Origin of the sequence: Variovorax sp. MSC1_012 (assembly GCF_023667525.1) — a bacterium.
Taxonomy (GTDB): domain Bacteria; phylum Pseudomonadota; class Gammaproteobacteria; order Burkholderiales; family Burkholderiaceae_C; genus Variovorax; species Variovorax beijingensis_B.
Map to the genome: position 1 here is coordinate 2,882,083 of NZ_CM174443.1, position 20,977 is coordinate 2,903,059.

At 68.8% G+C, this 20,977-nt stretch carries 15 protein-coding genes; 8 read left to right on the forward strand and 7 right to left on the reverse strand.

The annotated features are described in order from the left end of the window. The first annotated feature begins 81 nt into the window (after positions 1-81). Entirely contained in the window at positions 82-1,317 is a 1,236-nt protein-coding gene (locus tag L1081_RS13680) for an MFS transporter (protein WP_489412692.1), read from the forward strand. Here L1081_RS13680 and L1081_RS13685 read toward each other — a convergent pair. Next, positions 1,301-2,242 (reverse strand): LysR substrate-binding domain-containing protein, encoded by a 942-nt coding sequence (locus L1081_RS13685; protein ID WP_489412693.1) that lies wholly within the window; start codon positions 2,240-2,242, stop codon positions 1,301-1,303. The two genes, L1081_RS13680 and L1081_RS13685, sit on opposite strands and share 17 nt — an antisense overlap. A 49-nt stretch (positions 2,243-2,291) precedes the next feature. Here L1081_RS13685 and L1081_RS13690 point away from each other — a divergent pair, with 49 nt between their 5' ends. Both L1081_RS13690 and L1081_RS13695 read left to right on the forward strand, forming a co-directional pair. Beyond that, positions 2,292-2,825: a GNAT family N-acetyltransferase gene (locus L1081_RS13690; RefSeq protein WP_489412694.1), complete on the forward strand. Its 534-nt coding sequence runs from the start codon at positions 2,292-2,294 to the stop codon at positions 2,823-2,825. Then, positions 2,812-4,065, forward strand: coding sequence for an MFS transporter (locus L1081_RS13695; protein ID WP_489412695.1), 1,254 nt, complete (start codon positions 2,812-2,814; stop codon positions 4,063-4,065). Before L1081_RS13690 ends, L1081_RS13695 begins: the two co-directional genes overlap by 14 nt. A gap of 4 nt (positions 4,066-4,069) precedes the next feature. Here the strand turns inward: L1081_RS13695 and L1081_RS13700 are convergent, their stop codons facing one another. From L1081_RS13700 to L1081_RS13710, 3 genes are read right to left on the reverse strand one after another with little or no spacing between them, the layout of a single operon-like run. Then, positions 4,070-5,332: an AI-2E family transporter gene (locus L1081_RS13700; protein ID WP_489412696.1), complete on the reverse strand. Its 1,263-nt coding sequence runs from the start codon at positions 5,330-5,332 to the stop codon at positions 4,070-4,072. Next, the gene (locus L1081_RS13705; protein WP_489412697.1) at positions 5,329-6,075 is read right to left on the reverse strand and encodes a LytR/AlgR family response regulator transcription factor; all 747 of its coding nucleotides are present in this window, start codon (positions 6,073-6,075) and stop codon (positions 5,329-5,331) included. Before L1081_RS13705 ends, L1081_RS13700 begins: the two co-directional genes overlap by 4 nt. Beyond that, positions 6,072-7,172, reverse strand: a complete 1,101-nt coding sequence (locus L1081_RS13710; protein ID WP_124957226.1) for a sensor histidine kinase — start codon at positions 7,170-7,172, stop codon at positions 6,072-6,074. Before L1081_RS13710 ends, L1081_RS13705 begins: the two co-directional genes overlap by 4 nt. A 22-nt stretch (positions 7,173-7,194) precedes the next feature. Between L1081_RS13710 and argH the strand changes: the two genes are divergently transcribed. Both argH and L1081_RS13720 read left to right on the forward strand, forming a co-directional pair. After that, on the forward strand, positions 7,195-8,592 hold the full coding sequence (gene argH / locus L1081_RS13715) for an argininosuccinate lyase (protein WP_489412698.1): 1,398 nt from the start codon (positions 7,195-7,197) through the stop codon (positions 8,590-8,592). A gap of 15 nt (positions 8,593-8,607) precedes the next feature. After that, the gene (locus L1081_RS13720) at positions 8,608-10,086 is read left to right on the forward strand and encodes a rhomboid family intramembrane serine protease (RefSeq protein ID WP_489412699.1); all 1,479 of its coding nucleotides are present in this window, start codon (positions 8,608-8,610) and stop codon (positions 10,084-10,086) included. A gap of 13 nt (positions 10,087-10,099) precedes the next feature. Here L1081_RS13720 and L1081_RS13725 read toward each other — a convergent pair whose 3' ends face one another. Further along, positions 10,100-11,401, reverse strand: coding sequence for a tetratricopeptide repeat protein (locus tag L1081_RS13725; protein WP_489412700.1), 1,302 nt, complete (start codon positions 11,399-11,401; stop codon positions 10,100-10,102). A 17-nt stretch (positions 11,402-11,418) separates the two neighbouring features. Next, a complete protein-coding gene (locus tag L1081_RS13730) occupies positions 11,419-11,955 on the reverse strand; it encodes a hypothetical protein (RefSeq protein WP_489412701.1) in 537 nt (178 codons plus the stop codon). Between the two features lie 183 nt (positions 11,956-12,138). Here L1081_RS13730 and L1081_RS13735 point away from each other — a divergent pair, with 183 nt between their 5' ends. Beyond that, positions 12,139-12,915 (forward strand): GDSL-type esterase/lipase family protein, encoded by a 777-nt coding sequence (locus L1081_RS13735; RefSeq protein WP_489416780.1) that lies wholly within the window; start codon positions 12,139-12,141, stop codon positions 12,913-12,915. A gap of 18 nt (positions 12,916-12,933) precedes the next feature. Here the strand turns inward: L1081_RS13735 and opgC are convergent, their stop codons facing one another. Next, positions 12,934-14,076 carry an OpgC domain-containing protein gene (gene opgC, locus L1081_RS13740; RefSeq protein WP_489412702.1) on the reverse strand — a complete coding sequence of 381 codons (1,143 nt, stop codon included), beginning with the start codon at positions 14,074-14,076 and terminating at the stop codon, positions 12,934-12,936. Positions 14,077-14,227: 151 nt separating this feature from the next. Here opgC and L1081_RS13745 point away from each other — a divergent pair, with 151 nt between their 5' ends. Continuing rightward, positions 14,228-20,260 (forward strand): alpha-2-macroglobulin family protein, encoded by a 6,033-nt coding sequence (locus L1081_RS13745; RefSeq protein ID WP_489412703.1) that lies wholly within the window; start codon positions 14,228-14,230, stop codon positions 20,258-20,260. Positions 20,261-20,304: 44 nt separating this feature from the next. Continuing rightward, positions 20,305-20,949, forward strand: a complete 645-nt coding sequence (locus L1081_RS13750) for a putative DNA-mimic protein (protein WP_489412704.1) — start codon at positions 20,305-20,307, stop codon at positions 20,947-20,949. Positions 20,950-20,977 lie beyond the last annotated feature (28 nt).

Sequence of the window (20,977 nt, forward strand, 5' to 3'; positions counted from 1 at the left end):
ACCTGTCCGCTCCGACACTGGGAAGCCTTTCGCAACAACGTGTCGATACGCGCTTGCCGACACGGTTCAGGACCCCTTCCCATGACGAATTCACCCAGCAGCAACCCCTGCATCGACGATCTTGCGCCCGAACCGGCCAAGACCGCCCGCTCCGCCTGGCTTGCAGTCGGCTCGATCGCCGTCGGCACCTTTGCCATGGTCTCGACCGAGTTCATGCCCATCGGCCTCCTGACCGACATCGCGCGCGGCCTGAACGTGTCCGACGGCACGGCCGGCCTGATGATCACCATGCCCGGCGTGCTGGCGGCCCTTGCCGGCCCCGCGCTGATCGTCGCCTCGGGCCGGCTCGACCGGCGCACCGTGCTGATCGCGCTCACCACCTTGCTGATCGCCTCGAACCTGCTGGCCGCCTTTGCACCCAATTTCGCGACCATGCTGGTCGCGCGCCTGATGCTCGGCCTGTGCGTGGGCGGCTTCTGGACCTTCGCGCCGGCCGCCGCCACGCAGCTGGTGCCGGACGCCTCCAAGGCACGCGCCATGTCGCTGGTGCTGGCGGGCGTGTCCGCAGCCACCGTGCTCGGGGTGCCTGCCGGCTCGTTCCTGGGCACGCTGTTCGGCTGGCGCGCCTCGTTCGCGGTGACCGGTGCGCTCGCGGCCGCGGTGCTGCTGGTGCAGCTGTGGCTGCTGCCCGCCATACCGCCGGCGCGCGCCATCGGTGCGCGCGACCTGCTCACGCCGCTCACGCGCCGCATGGCGCAGGTCGGCCTGCTCGCGGTGCTGTTCTTCATTGCCGGCCACTTCGCGGCCTACACCTACCTGAAGCCGCTGCTGCAGCAGGTGTTCGGGCTCGCGCCCAACTCGGTCTCGACGCTGCTGCTGGTGTATGGCGCCGTGGGCTTTGTCGGCACCTTCCTCGGCGGCAGCCTGGTGGCGCGCAGCGTGCGCGGTACCACCCTGCTGGCGGCGCTGATGCTCGCCACCGCGCTCTTGCTGTCGACGGTGATCGGCGCCGGCTTCGTGCCCGGCGCGGTGGTGGTCGTGATCTGGGGCGTGGCCTTCGGCCTGATCCCGGTCGCGCTCACGGGCTGGATGATGGAGGCCGTGCCCGACGCACCCGAAGCCGGCCAGGCCCTGCTCGTGAGCGGCTTCCAGGTGGCGATCGCTTCTGGCGCGCTGATCGGCGGCGTGACGGTCGACAGCTACGGCATCTCCAGTGCGATGGTGCTCAGCGGCGTGCTGGTGCTGATTGCGGCGCTGATCGTCGGCACGCTGGGCCGGGCGCGCGGCGGCGTCGCGCTGGCTACTTCGGCCGAGTAGCTACGCTGCCGGCCTGTGCGCCGGCCGCCAGGATTGCATCGAGCACCACGCGCAGGGCCTTGTTGACCGGCTTGTCGCGCCGGATCACCACGGCCAGCGTGCGGTGCATGCGAGGGTTCAGGCGGCTGATCTTCAGGCCCGGGTGCGCGCCGCGGCCCGTCATCGCCATGCGCGGCACGATGCCGTAGCCCAGCCCCGCGGCCACCATCTCCTTCATGGCCTCGACGCTGCCCAGCTCCATGACGGGCTGCGGCTGCAGGCCTTCGGCCGCGAACCAGCGGTCCACCAGCTTGCGCGTGTTGGCCGCGGGCTCGAACAGCACCAGCGGCAGCGCGGCCAGGTGGGCGGGCGCCACGCGCGCCTTCAGCGGCGCAAGGTCGCTGCAGCCGATGGCGACGAACTCGTCGTCGAGCACCGGCATCACGCTCAATGACCGGCCCGCGGCCGGCAGCGTCACCAGCGCAAGGTCGCTGCTGTTCTCCTCCACCTTGCGGACATGGTCGTCGGTGTTGCCGGTGCTCACCACGATGCCGAGCGCCGGAAACTGCTCGCGCAGGCTGCGCAGCACGGCCGGCAGGAAATACAGGCAGGCGGTGGCGCCGGTGCCCAGCCGGACCCGGCCCGTGATGCCGCTCGCGTGGTCCGCCAGCGCGTCGATGGCGTTTTCCACCGCGGTCTCGATCTGGTGGCTGTGCCGCAGCAACTCCGCGCCGGCCGGCGTGGCCTTGGCGCGCTTGCCGACACGCTCGACCAGGCGCACCGCGAGCCGGCGCTCCAACTGGCGGATCTGCAGGCTCACCGCGGGCTGGGTCAGGCCGAGCCGGTCGGCCGCGGCCGAGAAGCTGCCGGTTTCGATCACCAGCCCGAAAGACCGGAGCTGGTCGAGGTTCAGCGTCTTATCCAAAGTATTTCTTATCGCTTGCATCAGTTGGCGAAGCTTCACTTATTGACCCGGCAGCGTCAAGATCCGGACCATGCCTTCGCCCGTTCAAGCCACCCAAGCTCTCGCCTCCACCGAAATCCTCGACGCCGGGACGCACCACATGCCCCCGGTACAGGCCATCTACAGCCGCTACGTTCTGCACGACCTGTGCTCCTTCGAGGAAGAAGTGCCCAGCGTCGACGAGATGCAGGCGCGCCGCGCCGCGGTGCTTGCGCGCGGCCTTCCCTACCTTGTCGCGGTGAAGGACGGCGAGGTGGCCGGCTACGCCTATGCGAGCCCCTACCGCAGCCGCTCCGCCTACCGCCACACGGTGGAAGATTCGATCTATGTCGCAGAAAGCCTGCAGGGTCATGGCATCGGCCGCGCGCTGCTCCAGGAGCTGATCCGGCGCTGCACCGAAAGCGGCTTCACGCAGATGGTGGCGGTGATCGGCAACAGCGCCAATGCCGGCTCGCAGCGCGTGCACCAGGGCCTGGGCTTCGAGACGGTGGGCGTGCTGCGCAACGTCGGCTTCAAGTTCGGGCAGTGGGTCGACACCGTGCTCATGCAACGTGCGCTGCGCTGAACTGGCCCCCGCGCGCGGATGGCTCGCGCTGCTGTGCGCGAGCCGGCTGCTGCAGGCCATGGTGGTCACCGCCTATTCCGGCGTGCTGCCTTTTATGATGGCCGACTGGCACATGACGGCCGCCCAGGCCGGCTCGATCCAGAGCGCATGGCACGTCGGCTACATGAGCTCGCTGTTCGCCGTGGGTCTCCTGGCCGACCGCTACGGCCCGCACCGCGTCTTCTTCATCGGCAGCGCGATCAGCGCATGCTCGGCACTGGCCTTCGCCGTCTTCGCACATGACCATCTTTCGGCGCTGCTGCTCTACGGCCTGGCCGGGCTGTGCGCGGGCGCCTCGTACACGCCGGGCCTGCAGCTGCTCGCGCGCAACGCCGAGCCTGCGGTGCGCGGCCGGGCGATGGGTCTCTTCCTTGGTTCGGCATCGATGGGCTACGCCTTGTCGCTGGCGGTGGTGGCGGCCTTCAGCCACGCACAGCACTGGAGGCTCGGCCTGCTGGTGGCCGCAGGCTGCACGTTCGCGGGTGCGCTGCTGACGGTGCCGGCGCTGCGGCGCATGCGGCCGCCCACGCCGCCCGCCAGTACAGGAACGCCGCGCGAAGGCACCTGGCATGCGCTGGCCGAGACAGTGCGCGACAAGCCCGCCATGGCCGGCAACTGGGCCTATGCCTTTCATTGCTGGGAGCTGATGGCCTTGTGGGCCTGGCTGCCGGCCTACCTGGTTGCCTCGGCCGGCGGCGCCGCGCCATGGCAGGGCGCGGGCATTGCGCTGGCGGCGTTCGCGCACCTGGTGAGCGTGTTCGGCAGCATCGGGGGCGGTGCCGCGTCCGACCGCTTCGGCCGCGCGCGCATCATGATGGCCGCCACGCTCATGAGTCTGTGCATGTCCTTCGCGTTCGGCTGGATGTGGACCTGGCCGCTGTGGCTGCTGGCCGCGGCAGCCGCCATCTACAACCTGCTGGCGATCGCGGACTCTTCGGTCTATTCGACCGCGCTGGCCGACGTGGTGGCGCCGCACCGGCTGGGCGTGGCGTACTCGGTGCGCTCGGTGATGGGCTTCGGTGCAGGTGCGCTCAGTCCGTGGGTGTTCGGCCTTGCGCTGGACTGGGGGCAGACCCGCTTCGGCCTCGGCAGCACGTACAGCTGGGTGGCGGCGTGGAGTTCGGTCGGGCTCGGCGCGCTGCTGGGGCCGTGGATGATCGTGCGCTTCGGCCGGCTGGAGCGCGGCCGGCGCGCCCGATGAGGCCCTACTCCCCGAGCAGTTCTCCGATCGGCTGCAGGTCTTCGACCCGGTCGCAGATCGACTTGATCACCATGGTGATGGGAATGCCCAGCAGCAGCCCCCACACGCCCCAGAGCCAGCCCCAGAAGATCACGCCCACGAACACGGCCACCGGGTTCATGCGGCTGGTGCGGCTGGTGAGCCAGGGCATCAGCAGGTTGCCGACCAGCGTGTGGATGGCGAGCGACACGCCGGCCACCAGGATGCCCATCTCGAGGCTGTTGAACTGCAGGAAGGCCACCAGCCCCGCGGCCACCAGCACGATCACCGAGCCGACGTAGGGAATGAGGTTGGTCACGCCCGCGATGATTCCCCACACGGCGGCGTTCTCGACTCCGATGGCCCAAAAGGCGAGGCCCGTCGCCACGCCCACCAGGCCGCTGATCAGGATCTGCACCAGCAGGTAGCGCTCGATGTTGCGGGTGATGTCGTCGAGCACATGCACCGTGACCTTTTTCTTCTGCAGGCTGGAGCCGGTGATCTTGATCAGCTTGCGCCGGAAGGTGTCTCCGGAGCACAGCGCGAAGTAGGTCAGGAAGGCGACCAGCGTGAGCTGCCCGATCGCCGCGAGCAGTCCGACGGTGCCGCTCAGCAGGTAGTCGCGCACGTTGAAGGATGGCCGCTCGATGACCACGCGCGCCACGCCCTTGCGGGCCGCGACGCGCGCGGAGTTTTCCTCGGCCGCCTTTTCAAGCTGCGCGGCCGCCTGCTGCACGCTTTCGAGCGGCGTGGCGCTGGCGCTCTTGTTCCGGCGCATGGCCTGCCCCAGCTTCTGGGCCGCGACGGGCAGCGAGTCGACCAGTTGCGTGGCGCTGCCCGAGAGAGAATAGCCGGTCCAGCCCACGCCGCCGAACAGGCCGACGAGGATCAGCGCCGCGCCGATCCAGCGCGGCAGCCGCAAGCGATGCAGCCGGTCGACCAGCGGCGACAGCGCGTAGGTCAGCAGCAGGCTCAGCATCAGCGGGATGAAAACGGCCTGGCCCCATCGCAGCGCGAAGACGGCGGCCAGCACGGCCAGCACCACCAGCGAGGCGCTGCGCACGTCGACCGGCATGTGCAGCAGCAGGCGTTCGGGCTCCGGCCGCAGCTCGGGCGGCACGGCTTCGGGCGGGGATTCCAGCACGGGCTCCGGCGGCACCTCGGCCGGGGGCTCCGCCGGCGATGGCGGCGGCTCCGGGGGCGGCTGCGCGGCCGGGGCATCGCCGGCCGGTTTGTGGTCATCGGTCATCGCGCTTCCTTCAGCACTTCGCGCACTGCAGCCAATTGTCGCCGCGACACCGCGACGGGTTCGGGAATCGCGTCGAGCCGCAGGGCCCAGCCTTCGGCGTCTTCCCCGTCGTCGTATTTTTCGAGTGCGCGGATGGCCGATCGCGCCACCAGCGCATTGCGGTGCACGCGCAGGAAGCGCGTGGGATAGCGCTCCTCGAATTCGTTCAGCGAACCGTCCAGGATGTGGCTGCGCGTGGCGGTGCGCACCGTGAGGTACTTGTACTCGGACTTCAGGTAGAGCACCTCCGACAGCGGCACCCGCTCGGCACGGCCGCGGTCCTGGATGAGCACGCTTTCCTGCAGCGCGTCGGCCTGCAGCGCGCGCCGCTCCTTCAGGAAGCGCTCGGCCTTCTGCAGCGCCTGCTGGAGCCGCTCGGCGCGCACCGGCTTGGTCAGGTAGTCGACCGCATCGAGGTCGAAGGCAGTCACGGCATGCGCCGCATGGGCGGTGACGAACACCACGGCCGGCGCATCGGCCCGGCCCCGCAGGGCGCGCGCCACCTCGATGCCGTCGACGCCGGGCATGTGGACGTCGAGCAGCACCAGGTCGAGCGCCATGCTCTCCAGATGCTGCTGCGCCTCGGCGCCCTGGGCGGCCTCGGCCACCACTTCGGCGGCGGGCGAGCGGCAGTCGCGCAGCAGCGTGCGCAGGCGCGAGCGGGCCAGGGCTTCGTCGTCAACGATCAGGGTCTTGAGGGTCATGATTCGGCGGGAATGGCAATGCGCACGCGGTAGTTCTTCTGGTCCATGCCGGCGCTGAACTGCATCTGCATGTCGTGCAGGAGCCGCAGCCGGTCCCGCACGTTGGCCAAGGCGATGCCATGGCCGCGCGGCAGGGGTTCGTCGGCCCAGCGCAGCGGCGGCAGGCTGTTGACCACCTCGATCACCACCACGCTGCCGCGGCGCTCGGTGCGGATGCGCAGCTTGGCGCCCTCGGGGCTGGGCTCCACGCCGTGCTTGATGGCGTTTTCGACCAGCGGCTGCAGCAGCAGCGGCGGCAGCCTGGCGCTGCTGGCCGCGGCGTCGAGGTCCCAGCGGATGCGCAGCCTGTCGCCGAAGCGCACCTGCTCGATGGCCAGGTAGCGCTCGGCCAGCGCGATCTCGTCGGCCAGCGTGCCCGATTCGCCCGGATCGGCCAACGCCTGGCGGAACAGTTCGGCCAGGTCTTCGAGCATGGTTTCGGCCTTGGCGGGTTCTTCCCGCACCAGCGCGATGGCGCTGTTGAGCGTGTTGAACAAGAAGTGCGGGCGGATGCGCGACTGCAGTTCCTCCAGCCGGGCCGTCATGGCGGCCGGCGTCTGGCCGCGCGCGCGCAGCACCATCGCCGCCATCACCATGCCCGCGATGAAGGCGCCCGCCACGGCGCTGGCGAGCCACGGCGCCGTGCCCAGCACGCCGGTCAGCCGCAACAGGCCGCAGCCATAGAGCGAGGAAACGGCGCCCAGCGCGGCACCGGCCGCGTACTGCGCCTGGCGCGGCAGCCGCCCGAGCGGCTTCTTGAGCCCGCAGGCCGCCACCAGCCACAGCAGCGTGGCAGGCAGCGCGCCCCCGGTGACGGTGGCGGTCTGCACCAGCCATTCGCCGGGGGAGGACGACACGAACAGCGTGGCGGTCGCCACCAGCGCCTCCACGAACAGCACCGCGCGCAGCACCACCCCGATCTGGCAGGCGTCGAACAGCCCCGGGCTGCCGCGCGCAGGCAAACGCCCTCTTTCCGGCGGGGCCGCAGGCGTGGGGGTGGAGGTGGCCGATAAAATCGCCGGATTGCGCATCACAGATACATCGGGTAACCGACCCATTATTGCCTCTACCACGGCTCCCATGACTCAAAACCAACTCGACAAGAAATCCGAAGCCTGGTCGGCCCTGTTCTCCGAACCCATGAGCGACCTCGTGAAGCGCTACACCGCGAGCGTCTTTTTCGACAAGCGCCTGTGGCAGGCCGACATCGAAGGTTCTCTCGCGCATGCCGGCATGCTGGCCGCACAGGGGATCATCGCCAAGCAGGACCACGCCGAGATCGAGCGTGGGATGGCGCAGATCCGCGCTGAAATCGAATCGGGCGCCTTCGAGTGGAAACTCGACCTGGAAGACGTGCACCTGAACATCGAGGCCCGCCTGACCCAGCTCGTGGGCGACGCCGGCAAGCGCCTGCACACCGGCCGCAGCCGCAACGACCAGGTCGCCACCGACGTGCGCCTGTGGCTGCGCGGCGAGATCGACCTGATCGCCGAACTGCTGGTGGCGCTGCAGCTTTCGCTGGTGGACATCGCCGAGAAGAACGTCGAAGTCATCCTGCCCGGCTTCACGCACCTGCAGGTGGCGCAGCCGGTGAGCTTTGGCCACCACATGCTGGCCTACGTCGAAATGTTCAGCCGCGACGCCGAGCGCCTGCAGGACGTGCGCAAGCGCGTCAACCGCCTGCCGCTGGGCGCCGCCGCGCTGGCCGGCACCAGCTACCCGCTCGACCGCGAACTGGTCGCCAGGACGCTGAAGATGGACGGCGTGTGCCAGAACAGCCTGGACGCCGTGAGCGACCGCGACTTTGCCATCGAATTCACCGCCGCCGCCAGCCTGTGCATGGTGCACATCAGCCGCATGAGCGAGGAGCTCATTCTCTGGATGAGCCAGAACTTCGGCTTCATCCAGATTGCCGACCGCTTCACGACCGGCTCCTCGATCATGCCGCAGAAGAAGAACCCCGACGTGCCCGAGCTGGCCCGCGGCAAGACCGGCCGCGTGGTCGGCCACCTGATGGCGCTCATCACCTTGATGAAGGGACAGCCGCTGGCCTACAACAAGGACAACCAGGAAGACAAGGAGCCGCTCTTCGACACCGTCGACACGCTCAAGGACACGCTGCGCATCTTTGCCGAGATGATCGGCGGCATCACGGTGAAGCCCGAGGCCATGGAAGCCGCCGCCCTGCGCGGCTACGCCACCGCCACCGACCTGGCCGACTACCTCGTGAAGAAGGGCCTGCCCTTCCGCGACGCGCACGAAACCGTGGCCCATGCGGTGAAGGCCGCCACCTCGCACAAGGTCGACCTCGCGGAGCTGCCGCTGGCCGTGCTGCAGCAGTTCAACCCGAAGATCGAGAAGGACGTGTACGACGTGCTGAGCCTGCGCGGCTCGCTCAACGCGCGCAACATCCTCGGCGGCACCGCGCCGGCGCAAGTGAAGGCGCAGATCGCGCGCCATCGCGTCCGGCTGGCCTGACGCCCAAGGCCCCACTTGTTCTACGCCATCCCGCTCGAAAATAAACCGAGCTGGCGCAATCCACCGTGGATGACGGTGCTGCTGATCCTCGTGAACATGATCGTGTTCTGGGGGCCGCAGCGCAGCGAGGAAAAGGCCGAGGAGCGCGCGGCCCACTACTACGTGAACAGCGTGCTGCCCGAGCTGGAGCTGCCGCCCTTCGTGGCGTGGCTCGAAAAGACGGACCCCCAGCGCGGCAAGCAGGCTCGGCGCATGCTGCCGCACGAGGAAACCCATCCGCAGCTGCTGGACGGCCTGCAGAACGACAGGAAGTTCCTGCAGAAGCTGCAGGCCGACGAAGTCATCACGCCCGCGAACCCGCGCTACGCCGAATGGAAACGCGACCGCCAGCAGTACGAAGCGATGCGGCCCGCGCCCTTCACCGAGCGCTGGTCGCTCGACCAGAACAAGGGCGCCGAGCTCAAGCCCTGGACCTGGATCACCGCGGCCTTCCTGCACGCCGACACCGGCCACCTGCTGGGCAACATGCTGTTCCTCTTCCTGTTCGGCTTCTCGGTCGAACTGGCGCTGGGGCGCGGCACCTACCTGGCCTTCTACCTGCTCGGTGCCGTCGGCTCTTCGCTGCTGGCTGGCTGGGCCTATGCCGGCAACGGCGGCCACGGCCTTGGCGCCTCGGGTGCGATCTCGGCGCTGATGGGCATGTACGCCGTGATGTACCGGCTGCGGCGCATCCGGTTCTTCTACCAGCTCTTCTTCTATTTCAACTACGTCACCGCGCCCGCCCTCCTGCTGCTGCCGGCCTGGATCGCCAACGAACTGATGCAGCAATGGTGGGGTGATCAGAGCGTCGGCTACATGGCCCACCTGGGCGGCCTGCTGACGGGCGCCGCGCTGATGGCCGGTGCCATGTGGCTGGGCCGCGTCAAGACGCCCGAGACCGTGAAATCGGAAATGGTGACCGACGACGATCGCTTCGAACAGCACGTCGCCGCCGCGCGCAAACTGTCGGCGGCCATGAAGTTCGAACCCGCCTGCGCCGAATGGCGCGCCGCCGCCGCCCTGCGCCCCGGCGACACCGACACGCTGCGCGCCTGGTTCAACACCGCGCGGCTGCAGCCCGCGAGCGAAGATTTCCACCAGGCTGCGCGCCGCATCTTCCGCCTGCCCGCCACCGACCCCGACACGCTGGCGCTGCAGCACGCCAGCTACACCACCTACCTCGACCAGGCCAAGCCGGGCGCGCGCCTCAAGCCCGACGACATGGCCCGCCTGGCCCGCCGCTTCACGCGCGTGCGCCAGTTCCAGGACGCCGACAAGCTGTGCCGCGTGCTGCTGAAGACCGCGCCCGACCATCCGGAACTGGCCGACACGCTGTCGGCCTGCGCCAACGGCCTGCTGCACGCCGGAGAGCGCGACATGGCCGTGGGCTGGCTGCCGCACCTGCTTCGGATTGCGCCCAACGACATGGTGACGCGCGCCCTCGAGCGCGCCTGACTGCGGCTGAAAATCAGGCCGCGGGCCGCAGCAGCCAGCGCACTTCCTGCGTCTGCTCGCTGTCCGGAAAGCGCGATTCGAGCGTGGCCAGGATCGGCTGCGCCATGTCGGCGCGGCCAAGCCCCTGCACCAGCACCCGGGCCGCCAGTTCGTAGGCCTGCGGAATGACCGCATGCCCGCGAAAACGCCGGTCGAAGCCCGACAGCAGCGCGAGCGCGGCATGCGCGTCGCCGTTGCGCCATTCGGCCTTGGCCAGCGTCATGACCGTGGGCGCGTCGTCGAGCGCAAAGGCCTTGTCCTTTTCGCGGCAGGCCTTGAAGACCTTGAGCGCCTCGGACGCGAGGTCGCGCCGCAGCAGCAGCGGAATGAAGCGGCGCGCATGGTCGAGCAGGGTGGACGCCTTCTCGGGGGCGAGCAGCAGCACGCGGTGGTAGCGGCGCTGCGCCACCAGGTCGTCGGCCGCCGCCACGCGCTGCGCCTCGTAGGCAATGCCAAGTGCGCCGGCCACGTCGCCGTCGGTGATCAGCTGCGCCACTTCGGCATCGGTGCGCTGCGCGGCGATCTGCTCGGGCGTGCGGCGGTCCACCGGCGCGCCGTCGTCCACGCCGCCGCCGGGCAGGAGATCGATGCCGAAGGCGTCGTGGTGCTGGTACATCACGTAGCCCAGCAGGCTGGACATCACCCAGCCGAAGTAGATGAACGCGAAATTGGCAATCGGCAGCACGATGAGGCCGTCGAGCATCGGCAGCAGCATGCCGATGGCGATCTGCGCGCCCGCGCTCAGCAGGAACAGGAAGAAGCACAGCAGCGCATAGGGCCAGCCGATGATGCGCATCGCATCCATCACGTGGCCGGGGTTCATGGCCTGGAAGAAGCTGCCCGACTGCACCAGCACGATCATCGCGGCCGGAAAGGTGAACGACACCACGAACACCGCGACAGTGCCCAGCACCGGTTCGTACCAGGCCAGCCAGCCGATGAGGGCGCCCTGCACCACCGAAATGGCGAACAGCTTCCAGGGCAGGTTGACCCAGTCTTCATTCAGCTCGCGCGGAAAATCGGCCGAGCGCCAGATGCCGCGCGAACCGAGCGCGGTGACCTTGAAGCCGTAGCGGCTGGCCGCCAGCACGATGCCCAGCTCGATCACGATCAGCGACAGGCCGGGATGCAGAAAAGGAATGGCCTCGAACAGCAGGCTGCAGAACGCGAGCACCAGGCCATACATCAACGGCCGCAGCTGGAACGGAAACGCGAAGAAGCTGTTGAGGCGGTGCCAGAAAGGCGGCGGAGGCGGCAGCGAGTCGTTGGCGAGCATGATGGCGGCGCCTGCGGCTACTTGAAGAAGTCGCTCTGGCTCATGGCGCCGCGCCCGCCCAGGCGCACCACCGTGACGTCGTCGGCGCGCACCAGCCGCATCTGGCCCAGCTCGCGCTCCAGCCGCTGCGAGAAGCTGCTCTTGAACTGCATGGCCGCCTCGCCCATCTTGAGCACGCTGGTGCCTTCGACGGTGGCGCTCTTGCGGTCGCTCGCCACGTCGATGCTGTCGATGTGGTACTCGTATTCGATGGTGAGGATGCCGCCCATGCGCTCGCCCACCGACTCGAACATCTTGAAAGACTTGCGGATGCCCTCGCAGGCCTGCTCGCGGTCGCTGGTGGTCTCCTGCGTCTGGCCCATCATGATCGTCTTGCTCTGGATCACGGCCTTCCTGCTGAGCTGCTTGCACAGCTTCTCCGCGTCACGCGAGTAGATGGCGTGCGCCTCTTTCTCGTAGTACTTGCGCACCATGGCCTCGTCGAGCTTGCGCCCGCCGATGAAAAAGTACCACGCGCCCACGCAGAGCGCGACAACGATCGCAATTTGCTTCATTCCCCGCCCGCACGCCTGTGCGCCCCGCTCCGATTTTGCGAGGCAGTATACGTTGCGGAATGTTTCTTGAGGGCGCCTCGGGCGGGTCCGGACGGCATGGCGCAGTCGCATCCGGGCTGCCGCTTCATGCCCCACAATCCGCGGATACGATCCGATCAGCGTTCCGCCTTTCCGATGCCTTCGATGAAAACCGCGCTGGCCGCCGCGCTGCTGCTGACAACCGCACTCGCCTCGCAGGCCCAGAACCACAACGCCGTGCTGCCCTACGAGTCGCTGGACAGCACGGCGGCCGATGCCGCCGCCGCCTCCTCCGAATACCTCGCGGCCAAGGCGCGCTGGCACAACGAGCTGGCCGCCTTCTTCCGGGCCGACCAGCAGCAGTTCCCGGCGCCCGGCGGCGTGGTGTTCGTGGGCAGTTCCACCGTGCGCATGTGGAAGAACCTGGGGCAGGATTTCCGCCAGGTGCCCGGCGCCATCGTCAACCGCGGCTTCGGCGGCTCGACGCTGGCCGACTGCAGCCTGTTCGCGCGCGACCTGGTGGTGCGCTACAGGCCGCGGCAGGTGCTGGTGTATGCCGGCGACAACGACCTGGCCGAAGGCCGCACGCCGCTGCAGGTGCTCGAGAGCTTTGCGCGCTTTGCCAACACGGTGCGTGCCGAACTGCCGGACACGCGCATCAGCTTCATCTCGATCAAGCCGAGCCCCTCGCGCGAGCACCTGATGCCGAAGATCCGCGAAACCAACAACGTGATCTCGGCCTACCTCAACCGGCTGCCCGACAGCGAATACATCGACATCTTCACGCCCATGCTCGGCGCCGATGGCCGGCCGCGGCCGGAATTGTTCAGGAGCGACCGGCTGCACATGACCGACGAGGGCTACCGGCTCTGGCAGTCGGTCATCGCGGGGTACTTGCCAGGGGCCGCGCCGGCCGCGGCCCCGGCGGCTGCCCTGCCCTGACCGGCTCGCTGGCCGGGCTCAGGCCCGTGCTGGCTCCGCCGGCACGTCTTCCGCCGGCGGCGGCAGGTCGGCCCCGCGCGTGAAGCGCGCCACCGCGTACATGCCCGCGAACACCGTGAGCAGCAGCAGGCCGTCGCCCCACCAGGGCCGCGCAGTCTGGCTGTCGCCGTAGAAGGCCAGCACCAGCAGCACCGCCACCAGGTGCGCGCAGAACACCGGCAGCGAGGCCGCGCCCATGGCCTCGAGCCAGTGCAGGCGCGGAATCCTGCGCATGAGCCCGGGCCCGAAGCGCACCGCCAGGATGCCCAGCGCCACCAGGTTCACGAGGCGCAGCGGCCCGAGCTGCCACTTGTCGAACAGCAGGTTCAGTTCCACGTCGCCGCCGAACGGTGCCTGGCCGTTGATGCCGTGGTGGCGCCACCAGAAGCCGTAGAGCGCGATGGCCAGCGCGGGCACCCACAGCCAGGCCGGAAAGCGCAGCGGCTGCGCACCGGGCAGGTTGCGGCCGGCACCGAGGCACAGGCCCGCAAACCACAGGAACTGCCAGGCGTAGCTGTTGAAGGCGCCCATCTCGTGGAATGGAACCGGCAGGCCGAGGTAGTGCACCGCCAGTCCGTAGATCCATTCGCTGAGGCCGAACTGCGCCAGTGCCCAGAGGGCAACGCTGGCTGCCATCACCAGCGTCCAGCCGTGGCGCATGGCAAAGGCCAGCACCCACGGGCTCATCAGCATGAAGAAGATGTACATCGGCAGGATGTCGAGCAGCGCGGGCTCGTAGATCAGCAGCAGCCCGAAGAGAAAGCCGTCGCGCGGCTCGGCCAGGTAGTAGGAGACCAGGTTCTTCACCGCGGGCTGGTCGATGTGCAGCCCGAGCGCGGCAATCACGGTGAACAGGAACAGCAGGATCGCCGCCTGGCACAGGTAGACCTTGAGCACGCGCCGCCAGAAAGCCTGGCGCATCGGGTCGACGCCGCGCACATAGCCGATGCGGCTGTAGACCAGCCCGGCCACGAAGGCCGACAGCAGCACGAAGCCTTCGGCAGCCGAGACGAAGCCGAAGGGCTGGCCCAGCGGGTCGGTCAGGCGGGTGGGCAGATGGGTGACGGTCATCAGCACGAGCATCAGCCCGCGCAAGGCGTCTATTTCCCAGTAGCGTTTCATCGGTCGGCGGCGAGGTCTTGGTGGCGGTCCGCGCGGCGCACGCACGACAGTGCCGATTGTATGAAGAGCGGCCGAGGCATATGACGTCCGGCACTGCCGAAGCGCCATTCAAATCGGCTACGCTGCGCGCTGCTTCCAGGTGGAGAAAAAATTGAAAAGAACCATTCCAGCGCTGCTTCTGGCCGGCAGCGCCTTGTTCGCCGGCCCGGCCCTCGCCCTCCAGATCACCAGCCTGACGCCGCAGGGCGAAGTGGCGCGCGTGCGCCAGGTGGTCGCCAAGTTCGACCAGCCCGCGGTCAACTTCGGCGATCCGAAGGCGCCCGCGCCGCTGGCCGTGAGCTGCACCGACGCGCAGGCCGGCAAGGGCGCCGGCCGCTGGACCGATGCGAAGGCCTGGGTCTGGGACTTCGAGAACGACCTGCCGCCCGGCGTGCGCTGCACCGTCACCCGGGTTCCCGGCTTCAAGCCCGCCTCGGGCGGCGAGCTGACCGGGCCGGAGCGCTACCAATTCAATAGCGGCGGGCCGTTCGTGCGCAACTTCATGCCCGGCAGCTATGGCCGGATCGACGAGCAGCAGATGTTCGTGCTCGAGCTCAACGGCGCGGCCACCGTGGAGAGCGTGCGCCAGAACGTCTGGTGCGCGGCCGACGGCATCGGCGAGCGCATTCCCGTGCGGCTGCTCGAAGGCGAGCAGCGCACCGGGCTGCTGAAGGCCTTCGGCCGCGAGAAGGAAGCCGCCAAGGACCCGCTGCGCTTCATTGCGCTGCAATGCAACCGCACGCTCACGCCGGGCAGCAAGGTGCAGATCGTCTACGGCAAGGGCGTGGCCACGCCGTCGGGGGTGGCCAACAACGTGGAGCGCCGCCTGAACTTCCAGGTGCGCGAACCCTTTGCCGTGTCTTTCAGCTGCGAGCGCGAGAACGCGCAGGCCGCCTGCCTGCCGCTGCGGCCGATGCAGCTGCAGTTCAATGCGCCGGTCACGCGCAAGATGGCCGCGCAGATCCAGCTCAAGGGCGGCGGCAAGTCGATCGCCGTGACGCTCCAGAACGACGGCGGCACGCCCAGCGAAGACGACGTCGTCAGCGCGGCGAGCTTCGGCCCGCCGTTCGCCGAAGACGCCCAGTACACCGTCGAACTGCCCGCCAAGTTCGAGGACGCCTCGGGCCGGCCGCTGGCCTCGCCCGGCAGCTTTCCGCTGAAGGTGGCGACCGGCGCGATGCCGCCGCTGGCCAAGTTCGCGGCCTCGCCTTTCGGCGTGGTCGAGCGGCTGGCCGAACCCGGCACGCCGGCCATGATGCCAGTGACCGTGCGCCGCGTGGAGCCCGCGCTGATGGTGCAGGCGCTCACGCCCGGCAAGGTCAGCGACATGAACCCAAAGACCGACGCCGAGATCATCGCGTGGTTCCGCAAGGTGCGCCGCTACGACGAATACACCGTGAGCCGCGAACAGGCGCGCAAGGACATCAAGGGCGCGCTGCCCGCCGTCATCGAAAACAGCGAGCGCAGCCGCGTGCAAAGCCGCATGCTGTCCCTGCTCGCGGGCCAGCCGGGCGTGAAGGCGCTCGACATGCCCAAGGCCGAGAGCGGCGATCCGCGCCCGTTCGAAGTCATCGGCATTCCGCTGACGCCGGGCTTCCACGTGCTCGAGATCGCTTCGCAAAAGCTCGGCGACGCGCTGCTCGACGAGCGCTATGGCGCCAGCCGCACGATGTACGTGCGCACCACTGCTTTGGCCACCAACCTTGCGGTGCACTTCAAGCTCGGCCGCGAGAACTCGATGGCCTGGGTCACCACGCTCGACAAGGGCAAGGTGGTGCCGAACGCGGAAGTGCGCGTGTCCGACTGCCGCGGCGTTGCCGTCGCAACGGGCAAGACCGACACCAACGGCATCGTCAACCTTACGGGCGTCGCGCCCGAGGCGCCCAACTGCAACGGGCCGGACGAATACAACGCGGGCGCATGGTTCGTCAGCGCGCGCGCCAAGGACGACAAGGGCATCGAGGACCTGGCCTTCACCTGGAGCGACTGGCAGCGCGGCATCGAGCCCTGGCGCTTCAACGTGCCCACCAGCCTGCAGCCCGAGCCCGACCGCGTGGCCCACACCATCTTCGACCGCACCTTGCTGCGCGCCGGCGAAACGGTGTCGATGAAGCACCTGCTCCGCACCCAGACCAGCAAGGGTTTCGGCCTGCCCGAGAACCGGCCCGACACGCTGGTCGTCACCCACACCGGCAGCGGCCAGCGCTTCACGCAGCCGCTGGCCTGGCGCAAGACGCCGACCGGCGGCCTGAGCGCGGAGAACACCTTCGCCATTCCGCCGGCCGCCAAGCTCGGCCTGTACGAAGTGATGCTGCGCACCGGCAAGGGCAAGGACGCGAACAGTGGCGACTCGGAAGAAGGTGAAGGCGGCGACAGCGACTACAACCGCAGCTTCTCCACCGGCCAGTTCCGCGTCGAGGAATTCCGCCTGCCCGTGCTCGAAGGCCGCATCGCGCCCACCGACAAGAAGCCGCTGGTGAGCGTGGCCTCGGTGCCCACCGACGTGCAGATCAACTACGTGGCCGGCGGTGGCGCCGCCAACCTGCCGGTGCGCGTGTCGGCCATGGTGCGCGGCAAGAGCCTGAGCTTTGCCGACCACGACGCCTTCAGCTTCAATCCGCCGCGCGTGCAGCCCGAGGGCTCGCAGGCGCCCGCCGCGCCCGCCGCCGACACTGCAGGCGGCGAGGAAGACATCAACAGCGCCAGCGACACCCGCGTGATCGCCGACAAGCTGCCGCTCACCCTCAACAAGGACGGCGCCGGCAAGGTCACGATCGACAAGGTGCCCAAGGTCAAGGCCGCGCGCGAGCTGCTGCTGGAAGCCACCTATGCCGACCCGAACGGCGAGGTGCAGACCATCCGCAACACGCAGACGCTGTGGCCCGCCTCGGTGATCGCCGGCATCAAGACCGAGGGCTGGGTTTCGACCAGCCAGAAGCTCAAGTACCAGGCGCTCGCACTCGACCTCTCGGGCAAGCCCCAGGCCGGCGTCACGCTCAACGTGCGCGCCGTGGCGCGCATCACCACCACCAGCCGCAAGCGCATGGTGGGCGGCTTCTACACCTACGACAACAAGACCGAGACGAAGGACATCGGCACCGTCTGCAGCGGCAAGAGCGATGCGCGCGGCCTCTTGCTGTGCGAATCCGAGCTCAAGGAAGCCGGAGAGGTCGAGCTGGTGGCCAGCGCCACCGACGGCGAAGGCCGCGACAGCCGCGCCGCCAGCTCGGTGTACGTGACCAAGCAGGGCGAACTCTGGTTCGGCGGCGAGGACAACGACCGCATCGACGTGCTGCCCGAGAAGAAGAGCTACCAGCCCGGCGAGGTTGCCAAGTTCCAGGTGAGGAGCCCCTTCCGCTTTGCCACCGCGCTGGTGTCGGTGGAACGCGAAGGCATCATCGAGACCCACGTGGTGAAGCTCGACGGCAAGGACCCGACCGTGAGCCTGCAGGTCAAGCCCGAATGGGGGCCGAACGCCTACGTGAGCGTGCTCGCGCTGCGCGGGCGGCTGCGCGAGGTGCCGTGGTACAGCTTCTTCACCTGGGGCTTCAAGGCGCCGCGCGAGTGGTGGACCGCGTTCTGGTACGAAGGCAAGGAATACGTCGCGCCCACCGCGATGGTCGACCTGAGCAAGCCCGCCTACCGCCTGGGCATGGCCGAGATCCGCGTCGGCACGCGCGCGCACCAGATCGACGTGACCGTCACCAGCGACAAGCCCAGCTACCCGGTGCGCAGCAAGGCGCAGATCACCATCTCCGCCAAGCTGCCCGACGGCAGGCCCGCGGCCGGCGCCGAAGTGGCCCTGGCGGCGGTCGACCAGGCGCTGCTGGAGCTGATGCCCAACGACAGCTGGAACCTGCTCAACGCGATGCTGCAGCGGCGCAGCTGGGGCGTTGCCACCTCCACCGCGCAGATGGAAATCGTCGGCCGGCGCCACTACGGGCGCAAGGCCGTGCCCGCGGGCGGCGGCGGCGGCAAGGGCCAGACGCGCGAGCTGCTCGACACCCTGCTGCTGTGGAACCCGAAGGTGGTGCTCGACGCCAACGGCCAGGCCGTGGTGACGGTGCCGCTCAACGATGCGTTGACCACTTTCAAGATCGTGGCCGTGGCCGATTCGGGCACCAGCCTGTTCGGCACCGGCCAGGCCAGCATCCAGGCCACGCAGGACCTGCAGATCATCAGCGGCCTGCCGCCGCTGGTGCGCGAGGACGACCAGTTCCGCGCCCAGATCACGCTGCGCAACACCACGCAGAAACCGATGAAGGTGGAGGCCGCGCCGCGCGCCACGCTGCTCGCGCTCGAGCCGCAGACGGTGGACATTCCGGCCGGCGAAGCGCGCGAAGTCGCGTGGACCGTGACCGCGCCTGCGCAGCTCGCGCAGACGCGCGCCGAAGCCATCCTGTGGGAGATCGAGGCGAAAGACACCATCGGCGGCGCGCGCGACGCGCTCAAGGTGCGCCAGCGCATCGTGCCGTCGGTGCCGCTCACGGTGCAGCAGGCCACGCTGGTGCAGCTCGAAGGTCCCTTCACCATCGACGTGGCACCGCCCGCAGACGCCCTGCCCGGCCGCGGCGGCCTGAAGCTTTCTCTGCAACCCAAGCTGGCCGAAGGCCTGCCGGGCGTGCGCGACTGGTTCGCCAACTACCCCTTCATCTGCCTCGAACAGAAGACCAGCAAGTCGGTCGGCCTGCGCGACGCGAAGATGTGGCAGGGCGTGCTGGCCCAGCTGCCGACCTACCTCGACAGCGACGGCCTCGCCAGCTACTTTCCGCCGCGCGATGGCGAATCGAACCGCGGCAGCGACATCCTCACCTCGTACCTGCTGGCGGCCACGCACGAGGCGGCGGCGCTGAACCCCGCCTTCGCGCTGCCCGACGCGGCGCGCGCGCCAATGGAGTCGGGCCTCATCGCCTTTGTCGAAGGCCGCATCCAGCGCGAGTTCTGGAGCCCGCGCAAGGACCTGGACGTGCGCAAGCTCGCCGCGCTCGAGGCCCTGTCGCGCTACGGCACGGCCAAGGGCAGCATGCTCGGCAGCATCACCATCGCGCCCAACCAGTGGCCCACCAGCGCCGTGATCGACTGGCTCAACATCCTGAAGCGCGTGCAGGACGTGCCGCAGCGCCAGCAGCGGCTCGATGAAGCCAACAACGTGCTCAAGGCACGCCTGTCCTATCAGGGCACCAAGCTGGTCTTCAGCACCGAGCAGGACGACTACTGGTGGTGGCTCATGACCAACGGCGACGTCAACACTGCGCGCCTCTTGCTCAGCGTGATGGACGATCCGGCCTGGAAGGACGACGTCGGCAAACTCGCCAACGGCTTCATCGGCCGCCAGCAGAACGGCGCCTGGCACACCACCACCGCCAACCTGTGGGGCGGGCTCGCGCTCGAGAAGTTCTCGAAGGTGTTCGAAAGCACGCCGGTGGCCGGCGTCACGGCCGCCACGCTCGGCGCCGTGAAGGCGCAGGTCGACTGGCGCAGCGTCGAGCGCGTGAAGACCACCGACGCGGCCGGCGCGCCCAACCAGAGCACCTTCTTCGGCGCACCCGCGTCGCCGGGCAACCTGAAGAACAACACCATGTTCCTGCCCTGGGCAGCCTCGCCTTCCGGCGCGCCGGTGCGCGACACGCTGCTGGTCACGCAGCAGGGCAGCGGCAAGCCCTGGCTCACGATGCAGTCGATTGCCGCGGTGCAATTGAAGGCGCCGTTCGCCGCCGGCTATGCCATCAAGAAGACCATCACGCCGGTCGAGCAGGCCACCGCGGGCAAGTACACGCGCGGCGACGTGCTGCGCGTGACCGTGGAGGTGAACGCCAGCACCGACATGACCTGGGTCGTGGTGAGCGACCCGATTCCGGGCGGCGCCACCATCCTGGGCACGGGCCTCGGCCGCGACTCGCAGATCGCCACGCAGGGCGAGCGCAAGTCGGGCGCGGGCTGGCTGGCTTTCGAGGAGCGCAGCTTCGAGGCCTTCCGCAGCTACTACGAGTACCTGCCCAAGGGCGTCGTGAAGATCGAATACACCGTGCGCCTCAACAACGTCGGCGACTTCGCGCTGCCGCCGAGCCGCGTCGAGGCGATGTACGCGCCCGAGATGTTCGGCGAGACGCCGAATGCGCGCGTGAAGGTGGAGGCGGCGAAGTAAGCCGCGCCGCAAACGACCAACCAGGCAAGGAGTGAAGGAACACCATGGGTTTGGCCATCAGCGTCGGCGCACTTGCCGACTTGCTAGAGAACGACACCGAAGGAGCCGAGTGGCTCCAGGAAGACCTGGTGGTAGTGAACAAGGTGCTGGCAGCGGCGGGACTTCCGCCGCATGCCGAGCCCCGTGAGCTGCCACCACTGGATTCCCGTGCGTCGCTCGACAGCTTTCCGTACTCGTTCATCCACCACCTGCGCCGGGCCTATGCGCACCGGCTGGTGTCGTCCCACTGGGTGGCGACGCCGGTGGAAGACGGTATCGATCCCGCGGACGATCCGGCGATCCAGGCCGCGCTCGACGAATTGGACAGCCACCTCATCTGCCACTCGGACGCGGAAGGGTTCTATGTGCCGGTCGAATTCGACGAGGTGCTGTTCTCCGATTCCGACGACGTAGAACTGAGCGGCGGCATGCTCGGCTCGTCCTACCGTCTGCGCGACGAGCTGGTGCTGGTGGCGCCCGCGCTCGGCATCGCCCTCACCGACGGCCAGCTGTCGGACGAGGAAGCCGAGCGCATCGAGGGCCTGATCGATGCCGACGAAGGCCTCTACCGCGAATATGCGTCGTGGCTGCTGCTCTACGAATCGGCACGGCTGAGCATCGCGCACAGGACGGCCATCGTTTTTAGCTGAGCGACTTTGCCGCCGGCATGGCTACATT

Coding starts and splice junctions, on each gene's coding strand:
- opgC (WP_489412702.1), bottom strand. CDS start 14,076: ATGAAACGCTACTGGGAAATAGACGCCTTGCGCGGGCTGATGCTCGTG.
- L1081_RS13725 (WP_489412700.1), bottom strand. CDS start 11,401: ATGCTCGCCAACGACTCGCTGCCGCCTCCGCCGCCTTTCTGGCACCGC.
- L1081_RS13690 (WP_489412694.1), top strand. CDS start 2,292: ATGCCTTCGCCCGTTCAAGCCACCCAAGCTCTCGCCTCCACCGAAATC.
- L1081_RS13730 (WP_489412701.1), bottom strand. CDS start 11,955: ATGAAGCAAATTGCGATCGTTGTCGCGCTCTGCGTGGGCGCGTGGTAC.
- argH (WP_489412698.1), top strand. CDS start 7,195: ATGACTCAAAACCAACTCGACAAGAAATCCGAAGCCTGGTCGGCCCTG.
- L1081_RS13680 (WP_489412692.1), top strand. CDS start 82: ATGACGAATTCACCCAGCAGCAACCCCTGCATCGACGATCTTGCGCCC.
- L1081_RS13710 (WP_124957226.1), bottom strand. CDS start 7,172: ATGGGTCGGTTACCCGATGTATCTGTGATGCGCAATCCGGCGATTTTA.
- L1081_RS13700 (WP_489412696.1), bottom strand. CDS start 5,332: ATGACCGATGACCACAAACCGGCCGGCGATGCCCCGGCCGCGCAGCCG.
- L1081_RS13735 (WP_489416780.1), top strand. CDS start 12,139: ATGAAAACCGCGCTGGCCGCCGCGCTGCTGCTGACAACCGCACTCGCC.
- L1081_RS13705 (WP_489412697.1), bottom strand. CDS start 6,075: ATGACCCTCAAGACCCTGATCGTTGACGACGAAGCCCTGGCCCGCTCG.
- L1081_RS13685 (WP_489412693.1), bottom strand. CDS start 2,242: ATGCAAGCGATAAGAAATACTTTGGATAAGACGCTGAACCTCGACCAG.
- L1081_RS13750 (WP_489412704.1), top strand. CDS start 20,305: ATGGGTTTGGCCATCAGCGTCGGCGCACTTGCCGACTTGCTAGAGAAC.